Consider the following 20,174-nt stretch of genomic DNA (forward strand, 5'->3'; position numbering starts at 1 on the left):
ACTGAGCTTTTTTTATTCCTAAAAAAGGACATCTCGTTTGAGATGTCCTTTTTTGTTTATCCAATTTGATTATCGACAAATTTCAAAGTGAACATTTGAAATAGTAGTTCTGGTGATTCTGGTGTTGATTTTAGCTTTTCTTCCACATCAACTAATCCTAAATAGGCATCCCTCAAACTACTAAATTGATACTTACGCACATTTTGCATTGCCAGTTTCACTCTAAATGGATGTACCTTTAGCTTTTCCGCAATGTTTCCCTGGCTATATCCCTTACGGCTTAACACATTCACCTGTAGTAATAGTCTAAACTGTGATAACAAGACCGCATTGATTTGTAATGGTTCTTGATCTTCCACGATTAGGTTACGGTATAAATCGATGGCGTTTTTGGAATCCTTCTTCATTACGTAATCAATTAAGTCAAAAACGTTTTGATCCAACGACTTTGCAACCAAGCTGTCAATACTGTTCTTAGTAATGACCTTATCCTTTTGACAGTATAGGAATAACTTAGGGAGTTCGTTCATTGCAGATGATAAATCGTTAGAAACTCTGCCTAGTAATTCTTGAAGAGCATCCCCTTCTACCGTGTAACCATTACTCTTAATGTTGTTGGCAACGTATGATTGGATGGCACGATCATCTAGTTTGGTTAAATCGATTACCTCTGCATTGTTTTTCAACTGCTTGGTAACCTTTTTTCTAGAATCTAGTTTGCCGTATGGTGCCATGATGACCATGACCGTACTATCAACCGGGTGGTTAACGTAATCAATAAAACTATCGATGTCCTGATCTAAGGTCGACTTACTACGTTCACCGGTTAAAAAGTACGGATTATTTACGACAACCAATCGCTTTTCACCAAAGAATGGCAAACTTTCTGCATCCCCCACAGCAGTGGCGATGTTTTGACTTTCCATGTCATAACTAGCAAAGTTCATGGTTCTTTCTTCTTCCGGAATTAATTCCACGAAGTGTTTCTTAATTTCATTAATTAAATAGTCTTCTTTACCTAACACTAGATATATTGGGTTAATATTATTGTTTTTAATTTGTGTTAATAGTTCGTTTACTTTCATTACTATTCCCCTTGCAATTTAAATATCCAGTGATTTCCTAATAATCCATATTTATATGATATCATACCCTGTTTTTGTGTGGTCACGTATGCTAAATTATTATCCTTTAATCTTTCAAGCATTGCAACACTTGGATGGTGATATCGATTGTTCCTACCAGCGGAGATAATTGAAATTTTGGGATGAATGAATTTTAAAAATGCATCACTGCTGGATGTATCACTACCATGATGACCCAATTTCAAATAATCCGCTTTTAGCATCGGATATTTTTGCATGATGTCACTCTCACCACTTGATGGCAAGTCACCCATAAACAACCAACTGTGATTTCCTTGCATGGTTCCCAAGACGACCGAGTCCTCGTTTTTACCAAGGCCACTTGCAAAGGGATGATAAATGTTAAACGGAAAATCAGGTAACTTTTGATTGGCTTTAATTAACACTAGTTTTGTTTTATTCAAATAAGGGCGGATTTTTCTCATTATTGATGGATTGTTCTGCAAACCATCCCCAACAATAATCCGGTCAACCTTTAAATCCGCTAAGATTGCGGGAACATCCCCTGTGTGATCAGCATCCTGATGACTCAACACTAGATTATCAAGATGATTAATACCAATACTCTTTAGATAATTAATCGACGTTTTTTCCGCCTGATAGTTCACCTTACTATTCTGCCTGCGACCAAATTGTAACTTACCACCCGTATCAATCATGGTGATTGAATGGTTAAACGGCTCGCGAATTAAGATGCTATCACCCTGGCCGACATCGAAAAAGGACACCTCACCCTGAACTGGATAGTGAATATACATAAATGTGATTAGATACATACATATTAGCATCGATACTCTTTTAAGACTCACTCTATCGATTACCAACAAAGTCATTACCAATAATATTGTAGCCACATACAGATTGGGTTTACCAAAATTAATCTGCCCGGGTAAATCCCCCAGCCAATTGACGGCAGTATCAAAGCTATTCAATATCACCGCCACCACCGAACTAAACCATCCGGCAATTGGGTACGTAATGACCGCAATTAATATCATCGGCATAATCAACGCCGAAAATATCGGAATCACTAAATAGTTGGCCAACATCGTTAGAGCATGCCACTGAAATAGCTTGTATATAATAAAGGGTAAACTGACCAAGTTCATCATCACCGTTTGCTTGAGCGGATTCATCTTATTCGTATAAATCAATCCGAATGCCAAAGCGTAACTTAGTTGTGAACCAAACTGCAACAACATATCCGGCTCAATTATTAAATTGACCATCAAGGTAATCGCAAAGACATCCAAACCGGTCAATCGCTTCTTTAGCATTAACGCAATAATGCCGATTTCAACCGTTAATATTGACCGCATCAATCCAATCGATGATCCGGCAATGACGAAATATGTTGGCAGAAATATCAAGGTAATCCACCGAGTCTTCTCCCTGGTCACACGAAATAATCCCAGTATCATTTTCAAAAGGTTCACGATGTAAAAGACATGCAAACCAGAAATACTAAATAAGTGAATCAACCCCAATGTCTTCACACCCGATAGTTCATCGTTGAAGGAATTATCCATGACGCCTAAAAACAGACTACTGGCATAGAGGTTCAGGGGATGTGGTAACTGGTTCGTGTATTTCAGCATTAGCATCCGTAAATAATGAAGACTATCAATGATTGAAAAACGATGTTGTTCTTCTACACTATTTAGCTGCTTAACAGTCAATCGACTGTAGACACCCATGCTCTCGTAGTATTCTTTGGCATCAAACTGGTTAAAGTTTCTGGCCTCATCAAACGGCTGGACGACTCCAGACACATTCATGACAATTGGTTTAAAATATTGCTTTATCCTCTTTGCGTCATTGCCGTAGACCATTATCTGTTTACCGGTATCAGTAATAGTGCCAATACCATAAAACGAGTCGTCACTGTACTTAATATTGTCTGGATAAATTAAAACACTTTGCGTTACTGTTTGTTGTCCTTGAATTTGATTAGCTTGATTTTGTTTATATCTATACCAGCAAACCAAACAAAAAATAACCACCATGACGGTGGTTATTTTTATTACTAACGCGTTTTTTAATCGAATGATTCGAATCATCCATAGACAAAAAAGCAGTAGACCTAACTTTAAATCACCAAAGAAAATAATGCTTAATATTCCAATCGAAATCGATGGAAAAATATATAAATTATTAATTTATTTTGGTAAATAAGAGCTAAATTCAATTTGTTTGATTGTTTCTTCATCCAAGATTACTTGATTCAATTCGACGTTATTTTGTTTAATTAATGACAATGCATATTCATCATTGTGGTAGTTTCTTAGGTAGTTAATCTTTTTGATTCCCGCTTGTAATAATACTTTGGTACAAGGAAGACATGGGAAATCAGTTACATAGATTTCTGAACCATCGGTTGATTCACCGAATTTCGCACATTGAGAAATGGCGTTCATTTCGGCATGAATTGTTCTTAGGCAATGGCCGTCTCGCATGTAACAACCAACATCAATACAGTGTTCATCCCCTGCAACTGATCCGTTATAACCACCGGCAATAATACGTTTATCTCTTACGATGGTTGCTCCAACAGAAAGGCGATTACAGGTACCACGTGTTGAAAGTAAAACAGCTTGTAGCATGAAATATTGATCCCATGGAATTCTGTGTTTAGTCATAATTAATTACTCTCCCTCTTTTACTACTATTCATAGTATAGCAAAGATTACACCTCTAAAGAATCTTTTAATCTTTCAAATGTCTTATCACCGAATCCACTAACCTGTTTGATTTCATCGATTGAGTGAAAACCGTTGTGTTGGTTACGATAATCAATTATCTTTTGCGCTTTCTTTTCACCCACGCGATCAAGTTTTTGGAGTTCATTTAAATCTGCGGTATTCAAATTAACTTTGACGTTATTAGCAGAATTACCGGTGCTCGTATTATTCGAACTAGCAAACGATGAACTACCGGCTGCGCCTTTTTTATTAACAACGACAACATCTTGGTCGTTTAATACCTTGGCTAGGTTAACGTTTTGTTCATCGGCATCCGCCTTAAAGCCGCCCGCTTCCTTGATGACGTCGGTAACACGGCTGTTAGATGGGATTGGGTAGACGCCGGGATGCTTAACCTCACCCTTAACATCAATATATAGGTCTCCTGAAGCACTACTTTGACTTTGAGGAGATGCTGATGAAGCCACGACACTACTTTGTTCAGAATAATCGGTTGCTACGTTATTAGCATCATTGCTGTTTTGATTCATGATTAAAATAATAACTAACCCTAAACTAAAAGCGATTAGCAATAGACCAATCAAAATTTTATATGCATGTTCGTCAATTATTTCTTTTATCTGCGTTGAAAAATCTAATATCTTATTCACCGTTTCCTCCTTTCTAAAACTTAGATACGAAAAAAAGGAATGTAATTTATTCAATTACATTCCTTTTATTTTATTTTTTTCAATGCATTTAAAGCATCACTGAATGAAGTTACCGGAATAACCTTCATATTTGGTGCGTACTTCTTCGCTGTTTTAACCGCAAGTTGGTAATTAGTCATATGTTGATCTTCATACTTAAGCACTTCTTTGGTTGGCTTAACGTATGGTGCTAAGAAATACTTAGCGCCAGCATCTCTGGCCGCTATAATCTTCTTATCGATTCCGCCAATTTCACCAACATTCCCATTTTCATCAATGGTTCCAGTCCCCGCAATATTTTGCGAGTGTCTAATGTTTTGTTGAGTTAGTTGACCATAGATTTGAAGTGAGAACATCAATCCGGCAGATGGTCCACCCACTTCACCTGGATTAACATCAATTGGAATCTTCGTAGAAACTTGATTGTCATCAGATAAAATAATACCAATTCCAGCTTGGTTGGTACCAGCTAGCTTATAGAGTTTTCTGGTAATTTGAATTTTCTTCTTATTACGGTAAACCGTTAAGGTCATCTTTGAACCAATCTTCTTGGATTTCACATAGTCTCTAAACTGAGCAGAGCTCTTAAACTTATGCCCATTCAAAGAAACAATGGAGTCACCAGCCTTAATTTGATTGTAGAAGTTAGAATTACTATCAACAGCTAGCACGTAGATGCCACGATATTTCAAATAAACATCTTTTTTGGCGTAGTGAAAGGCATTATAAATTGCGTTGTTAATTGCACTTTCCATGTAAACATTTTGCAAGTTGATATAACTTTGTTGATCTTGGTTACCAGTTACATCGCTAATACTTTCAATTGTTTGGTGCGGATTAAACTTGGCAACAACGTATGATGCAATTGATGCTTGTGATTCACTCACCGTGGTAAACATGAATTTACCTTTGAACTTATCACTGTGTCCCTTGATTGAAACAACTGGTTTTAAATTAGGAGATGTTCCGGGACTTTCAATATACTTTGGTAGAAATGGAATATTAACAAAAATCGCAAGTGCGGCAATTGCCACAAAAAGTGCGATTAATTTATTCCGTCTGTTATTTTTAAACATTAACTTAACTTCTCTTTCAATGCCATAGCAACGTTTTGTGGTACATAAGGAGTAATATCTCCGCCAAAATGAGCAATTTCCTTAATTAAACTAGATGAAACAGATTGAAACTCAGGACGTGTAATCAAAAAGGTTGATTCGATTGTGTTATCCAAGTTGTAGTTCATTGAAGCAATTGAGCTTTCCGCATTAAAGTCACTAGAGTTACGAAGTCCCCTGACAATTACGGTTGCGCCTACCTGTCTAGCAAGATCAACTGTTAATCCATCAGCAGAAGTAACTGAGACATTTTCAATTCCTTCGATATTGGGTTTAATTAAACTCATTCTTTCATCATAACTAAAGACGCCATTTTTACTGGTATTCTTTGCCACAGTAACGACGACCTCATCAAACATCTGGCTTGCGCGCTTAATTAAGTCCAGATGTCCCTTAGTCAATGGGTCGAAGCTTCCCGGGAAGATTGCTTTTGTCATAACTATCCCCTCTTTATTCTGTAAATAGAAATAATGGTAATTCCATACTTCTTTTGTTTGACCATGTCGTAACCTTCTACATCATCTTTTAAAACAACGTTATCATCAGTTTCACAAATGACAATTCCATCCTCATTAAGCAATTCTTTTTCCTTAATGATATGTAGTTGGTCGACCATCTTTTGGTCTTTGTATGGTGGATCCAAGAAAATGTAATCAAACTTATCATTTTGTTCAGCAAAACGATTTAATGCCATGTCTGAATCCATCTTGTAAATTCTAAAGGCATCCATTTCCTTGGTCATCTTAACGTTTTCTTTGATGGTCTTGATGGCTAGATATTGGTGATCTACCAATACCGCACTATCAATTCCCCTAGATACTGCTTCGATTGCGACCGAACCAGAACCTGCGTATAAATCTAAAAATGACCCACCATTGAAAAATGGGCCAATCATATTGAATAAGGATTCTTTCACTTTATCGGTTGTTGGTCTTGTCTTACTACCTGGCACAGGCTTAAGGCTGCGACTACCAAATTTACCTGAAACAACTCTCATTTATCCAAACTCCTTAATAATCTTCATCATCGTCAACATCTTCGAAATCACCTTCAAGTGATAGTTCACTAGAAAGACGTTCGTAAGGTGTTTCTTCAATTTTCTTCACAATTTTTAAACTACTAATTTTTTCTTTAATCCAATCGTAGTTATCAGCATTTACATACATAACCACGTAGTGCATTTTTTGTGAGACATAATATATTAAGCCATATTTTTTCAATTGTCTGACTTGTTTAGTTGAATAAACATAAACAATTAGGCTTTTTCTGTTTTCGATTGTATCTGTCAAAAAATCACCTCCACTTTAATAACGGATTCTTCTAGTTTTTTGAGTTTTTTGTTTTGCACTAATTACCAAAATCATTCCAATACACAATGCTAAGGTTAACATACTAGATCCACCATAACTAATGAATGGGAAAGTAACCCCGGTGATTGGTAGTAAACCAATTACACCACCGACGTTGAAGTATGCTTGAACCAACATGTATGTTCCAACACCATAACAAATTAAAGTATCGTATGTATCGTTTGAACGAATACCTAGTTGGAATGCTCTAACAATAATTGTAAGTAATAGGAATAGGATGAACAATACCCCAATTAGTCCTAATTCTTCGGCGATAATCGCCATGATAAAGTCGGTATTTGGTTCAGGTAGGTACCCAGTCTTTTGAATACTGTTTCCCAATCCAACACCAAAGATTCCACCATTACTTAATGCGTAGTATGAATTAACCAATTGTTGTCCAATTCCGTTGGCGTATTTAAACGGATTACTGTAAGCAGTGATACGTTGGATTTGGTAAATACTTGTTCCGTCTTTAAATACAAAGGATAAGATTTTTAGTGATATCCATCCAAATAATAATCCAGCAGATGTAAGTAAGGTTGCACCTCGCCAATTAACTCCGGATCCAAATAGGATTGCAAACATAATTGCTAAGTTAATAACGGTACCACCCAAGTCTGGTTGGATAAAAACTAAGAACAACATAACGAAGATTGAAAAAACTTGGACATGTGTTCTTGATTTTTCACCGTTAATGATTCCTTCTTCTCGAGAAGACAAGAATTGAGCCATTCTCAAGATAATATATACCTTGGCAACTTCGGCTGGTTGCACATGCAAAGGACCGATTGGAATCCATCCGGCAGAACCGTTAACTGAATGTCCAAATGCCTTTAACAAGATCAAGGCAACAAACAATACGATAAAGAAGATTCCTAAAAACTTAGCTTTTCGGACGAATTGATTGTTCCCAGCTAAGCAAATCAGAATAATCGCTAAGCTGACTACCACAAACATACTTTGTTTGATTAAGTATCCAGTAGGTGTTCCACCAATTTGCGTTGCAACGTTTGAACTTGCTGAATAGACCATAATTATTCCAATTACAGATAGTAGTAGAAATGGAACAAAAATGTAGTAGTCCATTGCATTAATATTGAATTTCATTCTTTTCCAGTGCTCTGATATATGCCACTTGTGCCAATACTCGACGATTTTGCGTATCATATTTTTACATCTCCAACGTAACCTTTTAATATAACTAACATTATAGCATATCTACACTATTTGCTTTAGTATTTTAAAGACAACAAAAAAGGATGGACAAAATGTCCATCCTTTTTATTAAATGCTAAAGTATTAGCTGTTGTGACGCTTGCGCTTAGCTTGCTTTTCACGTTCGTTAGTGTTTAGAATTTCTTTTCTTAGACGAACGTTTTCTGGAGTTACTTCACAAAGTTCATCTTCGTTCAAGAATTCTAGTGATTCTTCTAGAGTTAAGTGTTGTGGTTCCTTAATCTTAGCAGTTTCATCCTTAGCAGAAGCACGAACGTTAGTCATTTGCTTACCCTTAGTGATGTTAACTGAGATATCGTTGTCACGACTGTTCTTACCAACAATCATACCTTCGTATACTTCAGTACCTGGATCTACGAAGATAGTACCACGGTCTTCTATACCCATAGTAGCGTAAGTAGTAGTCTTACCTTCGTTAATTGAAACTAAGGCACCGTTTCTTCTACCTGGGTTCCAGTTCTTGATAACTGGTTGGTAACTATCGAATGTATGGTTCATGATACCGTAACCACGAGTGATTGATAGGAATTCAGTTGAGTAACCGATTAAACCACGAGAAGGTGCAAGGAATGTCAAACGAGTTTGGCCGTTTCCAACACTTTCCATGTTTTGCATGTTACCTTTTCTTTCAGATAATGTTTGGATGATAGTACCTGAGTATTCGTCAGGAGTATCGATTTGAACTGATTCGAATGGTTCACATTGTTGACCATCAACTTCTCTAATAATAACTTGTGGACGAGAAACTTGTAGTTCGTAACCTTCACGTCTTAAGTTTTCAATTAAGATTGATAAGTGAAGTTCACCACGACCAGATACAGTCCATGAACCTGGTTGGTCAGTTTCTTCAACACGTAGAGAAACATCAGTGTGTAATTCTCTTTCTAGACGGTCTTGTAGTTGACGAGCAGTAACAAACTTACCTTCTTTACCAGCAAATGGTGAAGTGTTTGTACCGAAAGTCATTTGTAGAGTTGGTTCGTCAATTCTTAGGATTGGTAGAGCTTCTTGGTTTGATGGATCTACAACAGATTCACCAACGTTGATTTCTTCCATACCTGAAACGGCGATTAAGTCACCAGCTTTAGCTTCTGTGATATCTAATTTCTTTAGACCAAAGAATCCCATAAGCTTTGTAACACGGAAGTTTTGAGTTGAACCATCAAGCTTCATAACAGTAACGTTATCCCCAACCTTGATAGTACCTCTAAATACACGACCAATACCGATACGACCAACGAAGTCATCATAATCAAGCATAGCAACTTGGAATTGTAATGGTTCGTCTGAGTTGTCGATAGGAGCAGGAATAGCCTTGATGATAGTGTCAAATACAGGCTTCATAGTGTGTTCTTGAGTTGATAGGTCTTCATCGTAACTTGAAGTACCGTTCATAGCTGAAGTGTAGATAACAGGGAAGTCTAGTTGTTCATCATCAGCACCTAATTCGATGAATAGGTCTAATACTTCATCAACTACTTCACTAGGACGTGAACCTGGACGGTCAACCTTGTTAATAACAACAACTGGAGTTAGGTGTTGGTCTAAAGCTTTCTTTAAAACGAAACGAGTTTGTGGCATAGTTCCTTCAAAAGCATCAACAACTAGTAGAACACCATCAACCATTCGCATGATACGTTCAACTTCTCCACCGAAGTCAGCATGTCCTGGTGTATCCAAGATGTTAATTTGTTTGTCTTGGTATCTAACGGCAGTATTCTTTGAAAGGATTGTGATACCACGTTCCTTTTCAATATCGTTAGTATCCATGGCACGATCATCAATTTGAACGTGTTCGTCTAAAGTATCTGATTGCTTTAGTAATTCGTTAACCAAAGTTGTCTTACCGTGGTCAACGTGGGCAATAATAGCAATATTTCTAATATCGTCTCTTGTCTTCATTATTAGTTTCCTTCCCTTCGAAGCATAAATATTTGTTTCTTTAATACTTAGCAACTCGGACCAAGTTTATTACATTAAATAATTAAATTTGCATAAAAAAACTGTGACATCAGTCACAGTCAGAACCGTACTTAACAATATTAAGTATGTCCTTTTGTGCAATCTTCGTCGCTACCAATACAATGTCTGATGATACCACATCAATTATATTTCCGTCAATATCAGACACCTTAATACCAAGCGTATCACAAAGCACTTTTCCAGCTGCAATGTCCCATGGCTTTAAAGTAGAAATATATCCCACTATTTCGCCCTTCAAGACGGCAATAATCTGGATGCCGGAACTACCATATATTCTGGCACCTTCGCTGGCTTTAGAGATTGCTTGCATGTTTTTCTCATTATTTATTAATAATGGTCCACTTAATCCCATTAATCCTTCTGATAATGAAATATCTTCTGGTGGATTAATTTCGGTATCATTTTCATAAACTTTACCATCCCAATTGTGATAAAGTTTGTCATTCATAACATCTAAAATATAGCCGAGTTCTTCTTTGCCATCGATGTATAAAGCTAACATTATCGCAAAATGATTGTGCTGCTTTACAAAGTTCATTGTTCCATCGATTGGATCAACTATCCACACGTGGCCATCTAGATTGGTAACAGCATCCCCAAAGCCCTCTTCACCTAAAATGTGAGCCTCTGGATCAAATTCCCTAATTTTTTTGATAAAGAACTGTTCGTTTGATTTATCGACATCGGTAACTAAATCAGTTCGACCAGACTTAGTGGAAACATCATGAATCTGATTAACTGAACTAACGGTGAATTCACGAATTTCCTTAAACCAAGACTGAATTGCCTCGTCTGCGTTTTTTAACCATAAATCATTCATACATATCTTCCTTAAAACAAATTACATTCTTATGTTTTTAGTCTTAGCCTTAGTGGCTGCTTGAAAAGTTCTATAAATGCTGTAATCAGAGATGCTTTGAAAATCACGGTCAATTTGCTTTTGTTCCATCTTAGCAGGATTAATCTCCCTAAAACGGTTGTATAGCTTGACTACCTTTTCAGCATTAACACCATTGACGTCTTCGTATGCACTTTCTACAGCATTATATAAGGCCATCATGTCCATTAATTCTTCTTTGGACCAATCAGGAAAAATTGGATAAGAATAGTTATTCATAATCATTCCTACTTACTTTCTAAAATTTCATCAATTATTTCATTAGTGTATTGTTTGGCATCATCGAAAGCTTGTTTTTCTTTGTCAGATAATACTAATTCTACAGTTGGAACCAATCCGGTTTGGTTCAACATGATTGGTTCACTGGTCACTGCTATTTTACCATCTATTTGACTAACATGTCCTACACTTGCTAAACACGAGTTACCCATGTAAAAGGCATCCAAGATCACTCCAATTGCCTTTGCCTGGATTACTTCGTCACAAGGTGTGTCAGATTTATTGATGATTTCTTCTGCTTTGGTGAAGATTTCAGTGCTAAACATATTGTTAGGGTTGGCTAGGTAGGCCAAAATTGGTGATTGACCAATGTATGCGCGACTCCATGAGATTAAGTTCTTGGATTCACTACCTAATACACTGGCGTTAATATCGGATAAACTGATATCAAAGTAACGACGTAGTGCGTGTTTTAATAGTAACGTCTTTGCTAGCATCCCCGTTGATACAACCTTGTTATTTTCTTTACCAGAAAACTTGGTTGCAAAGTATGCGAAGACTTCATCATGAAAACCATTAACGATAATCTTTCCGCTAAACCCTTCTTTAATAACTTGATTTAGTGACTTTCTAAAGTGATCTAAGTAAGGTGATAAGAATGAAGTAACTTCGCTTTTTTCTTCAACTGCTTCCTTTGGAAAATCATATAGGTACATGTACCCGTCAAAGTCATGATAATCCATTTTGTCATCCGCTAATTTGACTTCAAAATGTTCACATAGCAAATTGGATTGAAGTTGATTGATAAAATCATTCATCTTTAAATTTGCGATAGTTAGGTTAACTGGATAATCCACTAAAATCATGAATTCAATTAGTGATTCAATTCTTTGCTGCTCTCCATCAACTACCAAATTAGTTTTCATAATGAGCCTCCGTTTAATTTAGTACCTGTAATTATACCATTTTCTAAAAATAAGCAACTCTTATGTATCATATTAGTATCATATAATTTCCGTTAATATGTTATAATACAATAATAAACTTTTTGGGAGGTCATTTAAGTGATACTAATGAAAGACATCGTTCGCGATGGAAATAAAGTATTAAGACAACAAGCTAAACAAGTTAAATTCCCACTTAGCGCGGAAGACAAAAAATTAGCTGAAGACATGATGGAATATCTTGAAGTAAGTCAAGATCCTGAACTTTGTGCCAAATATAAACTAAGAGCTGGAGTTGGTCTAGCTGCACCTCAAGTTGGTGTATCAGAAATGATGGCTGCTGTACTAGTGCCAAACGACTTTGAAGGTGAAGGCGAACCAATCTTTAAGGATGTCATTATCAACCCTGTCATCCTATCAAGCTCAGTTCAAAGATGTGCTATCACTGAAGGTGAAGGCTGTCTATCAGTTGACGAAGACGTTCCTGGCTTCATTCACCGTGCTGCTAGAATTACTCTTAAGTATCAAGACGTTGAAGGTGCTGAACACACAGTTAGACTAAAAAACTATCCTGCGATTGTTTGCCAACACGAAATTGATCACTTACACGGAACTCTATTCTACGATCACGTTGATAAAGAAAATCCATTCTCAAAAGTGGACAATGACTTGTTCATCGAATAATCAAAAAAGACCTAACATTTTGTTAGGTCTTTTAATTTACTTTATTTAATTGGCGCATATCTAACACATACTCGTATGTCGCTGCATTTAATAGGTATGCTAAATCGACATGGACCTGATTGTCCCTTACAAACGAATCGGTTAACACCACTTCATGGTTAAATCTTTTCGATTGATTTGCTTCGTCAATTGCTTCTTTAATTTGATTGATTAGTTCATCGTTTGATTCGTCAGTTTGGCACTTAGAAATCACATATTCGAAAGCGTATATGTTTCTTCCCCAAATATTGGATAAATCATGGACTTCTATAATTTCATTTTTTTCCTTTTCTAAGAGGTTATTAACCAATCCATTTAATATTTTTAATGTTTGATTATGACCTTTATCAATTGGCCGCGTAATGAAGAAATAATGGATCAAATTGTACGCTATAACAGCGACAATAAAGCCAATTACAATTTCTACAAAAAGTGGCAAAATCATCGCCTCCTTGTAAATAATATCTGATTTCATTCTATCATTTTATCAAATTATTGGTTACTATACTTATCATTATTAATATGATAAAATTAAAAACAATTAGATGTGTATTACACAATCGATCGGTAAAAAAAACATAGAAGGAGATTTTAATTTTTATGATATTTAAAGTTTTATACCAAGAAGATACTAAGGCTAATCCTAAGAGAGAATTCACAAAATCACTTTATGTAGACTGTGATACAGAAGTTGAAGCAAGAGAACTTGTTGACAAGAACACTGATCACAACATTGAATTTATTGAACCTCTTGAAGGTAACCACTTGGCTTACGAACAAAAGAGCCCAGATTTTAAAATTACGGAGTTTAAATAATTATGAACAAACTAAACGTCAAAAATAACGAAACAGCTATTTATGGCGTTGGTGGACTTGGTGAAATTGGAAAAAACACTTATGGTGTTCAATTTCAAGATGAAATCATCTTAATCGATGCAGGGATTAAATTCCCAGAGGATGATTTATTAGGGGTCGACTACGTTATCCCTGATTATCAATACCTAGTAAAAAACAAGGACAAAATCAAAGCATTAGTTATCACCCACGGACATGAAGACCATATCGGTGGTGTTCCATACCTAATCCGCGATTTAAATGTTCCCATTTACGCTGGTCCATTGGCGTCAGCATTAATCAAGAACAAGTTAGAAGAACATGGATTATTGAGAAGTACTGAAATTCATGAAATTAATCCACAAACCGTCTTAAAGTTTAACAAGACAAAAGTTTCATTCTTCCGTACCACCCACTCAATTCCTGATACTTTAGGAATCGCGGTTCACACCCCTTCTGGAGTGATTGTCGAAACCGGGGATTACAAGTTTGATTTGACCCCTGTTACGAGACAGCCGCCTGATTTACAAGAAATGGCAAGATTGGGACGCGAAGGTGTCCTATGTCTAATGTCGGATAGCACAAACGCTGAACGACCTGTTTGGACTAAGTCAGAAAGTTGGATCGGTTCTGCAGTTGAACACATCTTTGATGAAGAAACTGGAAGAATCATCTTTGCGACTTTCGCATCAAATATTTCAAGAATTAAGACAGCTTGTGACGCTGCCCTAAGGCATGGTAGAAAGATTGCTGTTTTCGGAAGAAGTATGGAAGCTGCAATTGTTAATGGACAAGAATTAGGATACTTAAACGTTCCTGATGGTACATTCGTTGACGCTTCAGAATTACAATCTCTTCCAGCCGAAAAGACCCTTATCTTATGTACAGGTTCTCAAGGTGAAACTATGGCTGCCCTTTCCAGAATTGCTAATGGTACTCATAGACAAATCGCAATCCAACCAAATGATACTGTAGTATTCTCAAGTAACCCAATTCCTGGTAATAAGGTTAGTGTTAACCGTGTTATCAACGAATTGGAAGAAGCTGGTGCTAAAGTTATTCACGGTAAGATTAACAAGATCCATACTTCTGGTCACGGTGGACAAGAAGAACAAAAGCTTATGCTTAGTTTAATGAAGCCAAAATACTTCATGCCTATTCACGGTGAATTCAGAATGTTAAAAATTCATACTGAACTAGCGGAACAATGTGGTGTTCCAATGGAAAACAGTTTCATTATGAAGAATGGTGATGTATTAGCACTAACCAAGGATTCAGCTAGAATTGCTGGTCACTTCGCTGCCGGAGATGTTTACATTGATGGTAACGGAATTGGTGATATTGGAAACGTTGTTTTACGTGACCGTCAACTATTATCGGAAGAAGGACTAGTTGTGGTTGTCGCTACAATTAACCTAAAAGATCAAGAAATTCAATCTGGTCCTGACTTACTATCCAGAGGTTTCGTATATATGAGAGAGTCTGGTCAATTACTAGACGAAGGAAGACGATTAGTATTTAGAACTATTCGTCGTGCTATGCGTAACAAGAATGCCAACGAATCAAGCATCAGAAACGCTATCATCGATGATTTACAAGAATTCTTATATAATAAGACCGAAAGACATCCTTTGATTTTACCAATGTTAATTATGAATAAAAAATAATTTCAAAATGATGCTTATTAAAAACGAATTCTTAATTGAATTCGTTTTTATTTTTACATAGAAAGGAGTATTTAAGTTGAACAATGATTATTTAGTCATCTTCAATCCAGTGGCTAATAAAAGAAGAGCTAAACATCAATGGCCCGAAATTAAAAAGCAATTGGACGCAAACGATATTAAGTACCGTCTAAAGATTACTAGACGCCCTCTTCACTGCGTATCCATTATTTCGCATTATTTAGTTACATCATTTAGAAGTGACTCACTACCTAAGGCCATTATTGTGATTGGTGGAGATGGAACAGTTCATGAAACCATCGAAGGGATTAATGCTGCTCAATCAAAGAATGAATCAATTCCAAACGTACCGGTATTAATCATTCCAACCGGAGCTAACAATAACTTCTACACCCACATGAAGCAACAGCATAACATGAATAGTAACTTCATTGAACAAATCAAGAACCACCATGTTGAAAATCATGAAATTGGTTTATTCGATGAACACATTAAAAAGCAACGTGGTATCTTCTTAAACAATTTAGGAATTGGTTTAGATGCCAATGTCTTTAACCTAAAAAACAATTTCATTTCACATAAGATCAACTTAAAGACCAGAATCGAATACTACCTTTCAATCTTCCCTACTATCTACAACCTAAGCACATTTCCTGTAGATATTAAGGCTAACGGTGAAAAACATAAGATTAAAAAGGCATTCATGGTGACTGCTTTAAATCATGACACTGATAATGACGTTGAATTACTAGTCTTAACTAGAAAAAACATTTTCCAACTATGCTACGTAATCATGCGTGTGTTATTCAAACGTGAGTTAAAAGTGAAGTCTGCTTTTAGAATCACAAGCGATAACATTCATGTTGAAATCCCATCTTTGGAATACGCTCATGCCGATGGTGAAACATTGGGAAGCCGCTTTTACGATATCGAATACCGTAAAACAAAATATCCATTTATATACTAAAAAAAGAGTGATATTAATCACTCTTTTTTTATATGGTAATTCCACCAGTAACTAGTTCATAAATCGCAATTACGGCTAAAATAACCAATGCAATCGCTAATAATTTTTCTAGTTTGGTAAAAATACGATCTTTTTTATTATCGACCTTTTGTAAGTAGCAATAAGCTGGTAGCCCTGCCGCAAACAAGATGGTGGTCAATAGAATGTAGTTTAATCCAGCTGCATAAATCAACCAAATGGAATATGCACTGGCGATAATTCCAAGAATTAAATTACGTCTACGGTCGCTAGCACCCTTATCAAGGTAAGAATACTTAACTTGGTATAATGCTGAAAATGCATAAGGAATTAGCACAGCTGAACTTGAAATTGATAGGAACAAGTTGTAAGCACTTGATGCTAGGAAGAATGAAACCATGAATAATTCAACCAATACGTTAGTAAAGATTAGTGAATTAACGGGAGTTCCGTTCTTGTTTTCCTTAGCAAAGAATTTTGGAAATGATCCAACCTTTGCAGCTTCATAAGGCACTTCTGCAGCAAACATTGTCCATGATAACCATGCACCCAATACGGCGATGATTAATCCAATGTTTACGATGATGGCACCCCACTTACCCATGACGTGTTGTAATAAGTCGGCCATGGCCGGTTGACCCAATTGTGATAATTGAGCTTGGTGCATAACACCAAATGAAAGTAAGGTTACCAACATGTAAATCATGGTTACGGCAATAATTCCAAGAACTGTTGCTCTACCAATGTCTTTTCGCTTCTTAGCGTATCCTGAGAAGATTACCGCCCCTTCGATACCTGAGAATACGAAGACTGTAACTAGCATTGTACTCTTAACTTGCCCCAACATATCTGAGAAGCTAAATGGTTTGCCATGCATTAACCAGAAGTCGCTGGTAAATACGTTTAGTTTGAATGCAGTAATCATAATAACGATAAACAAGAAGATTGGAATCAACTTGATAATAGTAATAATTGTGTTAATAAATGATGCTGAATGAATTCCCCTTAAAACAAGGAAATGACCAACCCATAGAATAATGGTAGCAGCAATAAATGATACTAAATTATGACCGTTATCAAAGATTGGGAAGAAATAAGTTAATGAACTCATCAATAGAGTTGCATAACTAATATTTCCTAACCAAACTGATAACCAGTATCCCCATGCAGAGTTAAACCCGATATAATGACCAAATCCAGCATCAGCGAAACTGTAAATTCCAGCTTGTAAATCTGGTCGTTTGTTAGTTAAATTTTGAAATGTGAATGCTAAACAAAGCATCCCAATGGCTGTGATAATCCAACCAACTATCACTGACCCAACACCAGCTTGTGATGCCATGTCGTGCATAAGGTTGAAGATTCCTCCACCAATGATTGAACCAATAACTAAACCAATTAGTTCCGTTAAATTCAGCTTTTTAGCGGAATCCTTCATTCTATCTCTCCTTTTTTAAACGATTGAAAACAATTTACTATTATAACGCATTTAAACCATGTTTGTCATATAAAAAAGGAGCAGTCTTTTACGACTGCTCCTCTTTTTAAATTTATTTTTTCAAAATTTCGTTGATACGTGTTAATTCATCTGCGGTGAAGTCTAAGTTATCTAAAGCCTTTAGGTTTGAATCTAAATGCTTAGGATCAGATGCTCCAGTCACAACACTGGTTACGACTGGGTCGTGTAATAACCAAGCTAAACTCATTTGAGCTAATGTTTGGTCTCTGTTCTTAGCCAATTCATTTAATTGGTTTAAACGTTTTACAACTTCATCCTTGTTTTCCATCATGAAACTGTTAGTAAAGTGAAGTTTCAAGTCATCAGGTAATCCATTTAGATACTTGTCAGTTAGGATTCCTTCAGCTAATGGACCGTATGCAACTAAACCGTCGTTATTTTCTTTTAACGCATCGATAGTTCCGTCTGTTTCTGCAGAACGGTTTAACATGTTGTATGATGCTTGGTTAACAACGAATGGTGTGTGTAATTCCTTGAAGTACTTAATGATTTCGCGGGTTTGTTCACCATTGTAGTTAGAGATACCAACATATAATGCTTTACCAGATCTAACAGTACTGTCCAATGCTTCGGCAGTTTCTTCTAGACTAGTGTTTGGGTCAAAACGGTGACTGTAGTAGATATCTACGTAGTCTAGACCCATTCTTTCTAGTGATCTGTCCAATGCGGCAATCAAAGTCTTTCTAGCTGAGAATGAACCGTATGGTCCAGGCCACATGTGGTAACCAGCCTTAGTAGTAATCACTAGTTCATCACGGTATGGCTTCAAGTCGTTCTTGTAGACTTGACCAAACATTCTTTCAGCTGCTCCTGAACCAGGACCGTAGTTATTTGCTAAATCATAACTAAAAATTCCTTTATCAAAAGCATTTAGCATTACTTCGCGACTGTCCTTAAAGTTGGCATCGTCACCGAAGCTATGCCACATTCCAAATGATAATGCGGGTAATTGTAGTCCGGAGTTTCCGGCTCTTCTGATTTTCATATTATCGTATCGTTCATCTGAAGCTTTATACATTTTAAACACCTCAATTTTCATAATACTACATTTATATTTTAAATTTTATTGGCCCTTAAAGCAAGAAAACAAGTAAACAAAAAAGCCCACCCAATCATGGGTGAACTTCTTATCTAAATAATTTACCAACAGATTTGTTGTTATGAATACGCAAGATTGCCTTACCCATTAAATCTGCTACAGACACAATGTCCAATTTATCAATTTTCTTTTCGTCACTGATGTAAACTGAATCGGATACAATCACTTTTTTGATTGGTGATTCTTCGATGCGTTTAATTGCATCCCCAGCAAAGATACCGTGTGTAGTAACAAGATATACTGATGAAGCACCGTTTTTTGCTAAAACATTTGCTGCTTTAACAGCACGAGAAGCAGTGTCAATCATGTCATCAGCTACGATTGCCACCTTATCCTTAACATCACCAATGATGAATGTTGGAATGTGCGCATCATTTTCAGGATCTCTGTTATCAATAATTGCAATTGGTGCATCAATTAATCCTGCAAAACCTCTGGCTCTTCCCACTCCACCATGATCAGGTGAAACGACAACGGCGTTATCTAAATCGTAGTTTTCCAACATGTGCTTAGCCATTAGCTTATCAGCCTTTAGGTTATCAACCGGTTTGTTGAAGAACCCTTGGATTTGAGCGGCATGTAAATCAAGGGTTAACACACGGTCAATTCCTGCTCTTTCTAATACACGCGCGATTAATTTGGCAATGATTGCCTTTCTTTCACGCTTCTTAGCAGAGTGTCTAGCATAACCATAATATGGAATAATTACATTAATAGATTTTGCACTAGTTCTTCTAACAGCATCAATCATGATGAATAATTCCATGATATTCGCGTTAATTGGTTCACTTAGTGATTGAATGATGTATACGGCATCCCCACGGATACTTTCATCAATTTTAATTTGAATTTCGCCATCACTAAAACGATTAATTGTTGCTTCACCAAGCTTAAGTCCACAAGTTTGGGCAATCTTTTCTGCTAACGGTCTGTTAGAACTTAAGGAAAAGATTTTCATATTTTTATTATCCATTGACTCCACCATGAAAGTGCTCCTCTCGAGTTCTTTTAATGCTTAAATTTTAACACAAAAAAAGCAAATTGAT

21 protein-coding genes are annotated in these 20,174 nt (G+C 36.4%); 4 read left to right on the forward strand and 17 right to left on the reverse strand.

The window, feature by feature from the left end:
* Positions 1 to 56: 56 nt before the first annotated feature.
* From holA to RZ55_RS04280, 13 genes are all read right to left on the reverse strand, one after another.
* Entirely contained in the window at positions 57 to 1,085 is a 1,029-nt protein-coding gene (gene holA, locus RZ55_RS04220) for a DNA polymerase III subunit delta (protein ID WP_057175846.1), read from the reverse strand.
* A 2-nt stretch (positions 1,086 to 1,087) separates the two neighbouring features.
* A complete protein-coding gene (locus tag RZ55_RS04225) occupies positions 1,088 to 3,151 on the reverse strand; it encodes a DNA internalization-related competence protein ComEC/Rec2 (RefSeq protein ID WP_171823256.1) in 2,064 nt (687 codons plus the stop codon).
* Between the two features lie 153 nt (positions 3,152 to 3,304).
* Positions 3,305 to 3,784 (reverse strand): ComE operon protein 2, encoded by a 480-nt coding sequence (locus tag RZ55_RS04230; RefSeq protein ID WP_034534666.1) that lies wholly within the window; start codon positions 3,782 to 3,784, stop codon positions 3,305 to 3,307.
* A 47-nt stretch (positions 3,785 to 3,831) separates the two neighbouring features.
* Entirely contained in the window at positions 3,832 to 4,497 is a 666-nt protein-coding gene (locus RZ55_RS04235; RefSeq protein WP_057175848.1) for a helix-hairpin-helix domain-containing protein, read from the reverse strand.
* A gap of 65 nt (positions 4,498 to 4,562) precedes the next feature.
* On the reverse strand, positions 4,563 to 5,612 hold the full coding sequence (locus RZ55_RS04240) for a SepM family pheromone-processing serine protease (RefSeq protein WP_057175849.1): 1,050 nt from the start codon (positions 5,610 to 5,612) through the stop codon (positions 4,563 to 4,565).
* A complete protein-coding gene (gene coaD / locus RZ55_RS04245) occupies positions 5,612 to 6,088 on the reverse strand; it encodes a pantetheine-phosphate adenylyltransferase (RefSeq protein WP_054483575.1) in 477 nt (158 codons plus the stop codon). Before coaD ends, RZ55_RS04240 begins: the two co-directional genes overlap by 1 nt.
* A 2-nt stretch (positions 6,089 to 6,090) precedes the next feature.
* Entirely contained in the window at positions 6,091 to 6,648 is a 558-nt protein-coding gene (rsmD, locus tag RZ55_RS04250; RefSeq protein ID WP_034531754.1) for a 16S rRNA (guanine(966)-N(2))-methyltransferase RsmD, read from the reverse strand.
* 13 nt (positions 6,649 to 6,661) lie between these two features.
* Complete coding sequence (locus RZ55_RS04255) at positions 6,662 to 6,940, reverse strand: YlbG family protein (RefSeq protein WP_054483577.1); 279 nt, start codon at positions 6,938 to 6,940, stop codon at positions 6,662 to 6,664.
* Positions 6,941 to 6,955: 15 nt separating this feature from the next.
* Entirely contained in the window at positions 6,956 to 8,110 is a 1,155-nt protein-coding gene (locus tag RZ55_RS04260; protein WP_057175850.1) for an FtsW/RodA/SpoVE family cell cycle protein, read from the reverse strand.
* Positions 8,111 to 8,302: 192 nt separating this feature from the next.
* Positions 8,303 to 10,141, reverse strand: coding sequence for a translational GTPase TypA (gene typA / locus RZ55_RS04265; RefSeq protein ID WP_053792810.1), 1,839 nt, complete (start codon positions 10,139 to 10,141; stop codon positions 8,303 to 8,305).
* A 109-nt stretch (positions 10,142 to 10,250) separates the two neighbouring features.
* On the reverse strand, positions 10,251 to 11,042 hold the full coding sequence (locus RZ55_RS04270; protein ID WP_057175851.1) for an inositol monophosphatase family protein: 792 nt from the start codon (positions 11,040 to 11,042) through the stop codon (positions 10,251 to 10,253).
* 21 nt (positions 11,043 to 11,063) lie between these two features.
* Entirely contained in the window at positions 11,064 to 11,339 is a 276-nt protein-coding gene (locus RZ55_RS04275; protein ID WP_053792812.1) for a UPF0223 family protein, read from the reverse strand.
* Positions 11,340 to 11,347: 8 nt separating this feature from the next.
* Positions 11,348 to 12,265, reverse strand: coding sequence for a hypothetical protein (locus tag RZ55_RS04280; RefSeq protein WP_057175852.1), 918 nt, complete (start codon positions 12,263 to 12,265; stop codon positions 11,348 to 11,350).
* A 138-nt stretch (positions 12,266 to 12,403) separates the two neighbouring features.
* Here RZ55_RS04280 and def point away from each other — a divergent pair, with 138 nt between their 5' ends.
* Positions 12,404 to 12,967 (forward strand): peptide deformylase, encoded by a 564-nt coding sequence (def, locus tag RZ55_RS04285; RefSeq protein WP_057175853.1) that lies wholly within the window; start codon positions 12,404 to 12,406, stop codon positions 12,965 to 12,967.
* Positions 12,968 to 12,998: 31 nt separating this feature from the next.
* Here the strand turns inward: def and RZ55_RS04290 are convergent, their stop codons facing one another.
* Positions 12,999 to 13,481, reverse strand: coding sequence for a hypothetical protein (locus RZ55_RS04290; protein ID WP_171823257.1), 483 nt, complete (start codon positions 13,479 to 13,481; stop codon positions 12,999 to 13,001).
* A gap of 125 nt (positions 13,482 to 13,606) precedes the next feature.
* Here RZ55_RS04290 and RZ55_RS04295 point away from each other — a divergent pair, with 125 nt between their 5' ends.
* The 3 genes from RZ55_RS04295 (at position 13,607) to RZ55_RS04305 (ending at position 16,492) form a co-directional block, all read left to right on the forward strand.
* The gene (locus tag RZ55_RS04295; RefSeq protein WP_034534654.1) at positions 13,607 to 13,822 is read left to right on the forward strand and encodes a DNA-directed RNA polymerase subunit epsilon; all 216 of its coding nucleotides are present in this window, start codon (positions 13,607 to 13,609) and stop codon (positions 13,820 to 13,822) included.
* Between the two features lie 2 nt (positions 13,823 to 13,824).
* Positions 13,825 to 15,507, forward strand: coding sequence for a ribonuclease J1 (gene rnjA, locus RZ55_RS04300; RefSeq protein ID WP_034531767.1), 1,683 nt, complete (start codon positions 13,825 to 13,827; stop codon positions 15,505 to 15,507).
* Positions 15,508 to 15,583: 76 nt separating this feature from the next.
* On the forward strand, positions 15,584 to 16,492 hold the full coding sequence (locus tag RZ55_RS04305; protein ID WP_057175855.1) for a diacylglycerol/lipid kinase family protein: 909 nt from the start codon (positions 15,584 to 15,586) through the stop codon (positions 16,490 to 16,492).
* A gap of 28 nt (positions 16,493 to 16,520) precedes the next feature.
* On the opposite strand, the gene arcD is transcribed toward RZ55_RS04305, so the two are convergent.
* From arcD to RZ55_RS04320, 3 genes are all read right to left on the reverse strand, one after another.
* Complete coding sequence (gene arcD / locus RZ55_RS04310; RefSeq protein WP_057175856.1) at positions 16,521 to 17,948, reverse strand: arginine-ornithine antiporter; 1,428 nt, start codon at positions 17,946 to 17,948, stop codon at positions 16,521 to 16,523.
* A 112-nt stretch (positions 17,949 to 18,060) separates the two neighbouring features.
* Positions 18,061 to 19,047: an aldo/keto reductase gene (locus RZ55_RS04315; protein ID WP_053792817.1), complete on the reverse strand. Its 987-nt coding sequence runs from the start codon at positions 19,045 to 19,047 to the stop codon at positions 18,061 to 18,063.
* Positions 19,048 to 19,156: 109 nt separating this feature from the next.
* Complete coding sequence (locus RZ55_RS04320) at positions 19,157 to 20,113, reverse strand: ribose-phosphate diphosphokinase (RefSeq protein ID WP_034534454.1); 957 nt, start codon at positions 20,111 to 20,113, stop codon at positions 19,157 to 19,159.
* Between the last annotated feature and the right edge of the window lie 61 nt (positions 20,114 to 20,174).

Source organism: Apilactobacillus kunkeei, assembly GCF_001421115.1.
GTDB classification, from domain to species: Bacteria; Bacillota; Bacilli; order Lactobacillales; family Lactobacillaceae; genus Apilactobacillus; species Apilactobacillus kunkeei_F.